A 2,493-nucleotide genomic window follows, 5' to 3' on the forward strand; every position below is an offset into this window, starting at 1 on the left:
GATCGAGAACATCGATGGCGGCGACGACACCAGGGCGTGGTCGGTGCCGAGCTACAAGGGTGTCTCCACCTATTATCTCTGCGCCAATCGCGGCAAGCAGAGCATTGCGCTCGACATGAAGAGTCCGGAAGGGCTGGCCATCGTGCGCGAACTGGCGGCGAAGGCCGACATCGTCGTCGAGAATTTCCGCTCCGGCACCGCCGATCGGCTCGGCGTCGGTTTCAAGGAACTCAGCGCCTCAAATCCGCGCCTGATCTACTGCTCGATCTCCGGCTACGGCCAGACCGGGCCCGATGCCGGACGACCGGGCTACGATTTCGTCATGCAGGCCGAAAGCGGCCTGATGGCCATCACTGGTGAGAGCAATGGCGAGCCTATGCGCGTCGGCGTCGCCATCACCGATATCGTCTGTGGCATGGTCGCCACGCAGTCGATCCTGGCAGCGCTTTACGAGCGGTCGACGACCGGCAAGGGCCAGTTCCTCGACCTGTCGCTGATCGACTGCGCGCTCAGCCTGCTGATCAATGTCGGCAGCGGTTACCTCAACACCGGCCGAGAGGTCGCCCGCTACGGCAATGCCCATCCGACGGTTGTTCCCTACCAGATATTCGAGGCCGCCGATGGCGGCTTTGCGCTGGCCGTCGGCAATGATCGCCAGTTCGCGGCGCTGTGCGAGCAGGTCGTGGACTTGCCACATCTGGCCGGGGATTCGCGCTTCGTCAAGGCAGGCGCGCGTGCCACCAACCGCGAGGCGCTGATCCCGCAGCTGGCGGCCGCCTTCAGGACCAAAACGCGAGACCACTGGATGGCGGCTTGTGCCGCCGCCAGCGTGCCGGCCGGAACGGTAAAATCGATACCGGAAGTCTTTGACAGTCCCAATGTCCGCGAGCGCGGTCTCGTCCAGACTTTGCCGCATCCGCATCTTGGCTCCGTCGCCATGGTGCGACCGGCGCAGGGACTTGCCGCGCAACTGAACGCCGATTTCACCGCGCCGCCGATGCTGGGCCAGGACACGCAAGCCGTGCTGGCCGAAATCCTCGGCTACAGCGCCGAGACCATCGACCAGCTGATCGGCACCGGGGCCATCGGCGTCTATACGCCCTCGGCCGAGCCCGTTCCCGCCTGATCTTCACGGAGCCTGACATGTATAAGAACGTGCTGCTGCACATCGACGGCGCATGGCGCCCGGCCCGAGATGGCCGCACGATGGCGATCGTCAATCCGTCGACGGAAGCCGAACTCGGCTCGCTCGCTCATGCCGGTATCGACGATCTCGACGAGGCGCTGGCCGCTGCCGCAAAAGGGTTCGAGACCTGGCGGCGCGACCTGCCCTTCGATCGCTCCAAGCTGATGCGCAAGGCCGCCAACATCTTGCGCGAGCGCAACGAGCACATCGCCACGCTGATGACGCTGGAACAGGGCAAGCCGATCGCCGAATCGCGCATGGAGGCCTTCGCCGCCGCCGACATCATCGACTGGTTCGCCGAGGAGGCGCGCCGTTCCTATGGCCGCATCGTGCCGGCGCGCCCTGAGGGCGTGAGCCAGTCGGTGGTCAAGGAACCCGTCGGCCCGGTCGCCGCCCTCACGCCATGGAATTTTCCACTCAACCAGGCGGTGCGCAAATTGTCTGCTGCACTCGCCGCCGGCTGCTCGATCATCATCAAGGGACCGGAAGAAACGCCGGCCTCGCCCGCTGAACTGGTGCGCACTTTCATCGATGCCGGCCTGCCCGATGGCGTCTTGAACCTCGTCTATGGCACGCCATCGGAAATCTCCGCCTATCTCATTCCGCATCCGGTGATCCGCAAGATTTCGTTTACGGGCTCGACGCCTGTCGGCAAGCAATTGGCGTCGCTTGCCGGCTTGCACATGAAGCGGGCGACGATGGAACTCGGCGGCCACGCGCCGGTCATCGTCCTGCCCGATGCCGATCTCGACCGCGCCGCGCGCTCGATGGTCGCATCCAAATTCCGCAATGCCGGGCAGATCTGCGTCGCGCCAACGCGCTTTCTCGTCGACCATGCGGTCTATGACGATTTCGTCGGTCGCTTTGCCGAGGCGACACGCCAGATCAAGGTAGGCGATGGTCTTGCCGAGGGTACGACCATGGGTCCGCTCGCCAATCCGCGCCGCGTACAGGCGATGGAGGAACTGGTCCACGACGCCGTGCAGAAAGGTGCGGAACTCGTCACCGGTGGCAAGCGCATCGGCAATTCAGGCTATTTCTTCGAGCCGACCATCCTGTCAAATGTCGGGACCGATGCCCGCACCATGAATGAGGAGCCGTTCGGTCCGTTGGCACTGATGACCCCGGTCAGTGGCCTCGACGAAGCCCTGGCCGAGGCCAACCGGCTGAACTACGGCCTTGCCGCCTATGGCTTCACCCGCTCGGCCGCGAGCGCGGCAAAGATGTCGTCCGGCATCGCCAGCGGCATGGTGTCGATCAACCATTATGGACTGGCGCTGCCGGAGGTGCCGTTCGGCGGCATCAAC

2 protein-coding genes are annotated in these 2,493 nt (G+C 64.7%); both read left to right on the plus strand.

Features of this window, described 5'->3' with window-relative positions; genetic code table 11:
- On the plus strand, positions 1-1,126 hold a 1,126-nt coding region (locus EN935_RS30925), incomplete at its 5' end, for a CaiB/BaiF CoA-transferase family protein (RefSeq protein WP_164771488.1).
- A gap of 17 nt (positions 1,127-1,143) precedes the next feature.
- A partial coding sequence (locus tag EN935_RS30930; protein ID WP_164771489.1) for an NAD-dependent succinate-semialdehyde dehydrogenase occupies positions 1,144-2,493 on the plus strand: 1,350 nt, incomplete at its 3' end.

The organism is Mesorhizobium sp. M7D.F.Ca.US.004.03.1.1, from assembly GCF_003998635.1.
Classification (GTDB): Bacteria; Pseudomonadota; Alphaproteobacteria; order Rhizobiales; family Rhizobiaceae; genus Mesorhizobium; species Mesorhizobium loti.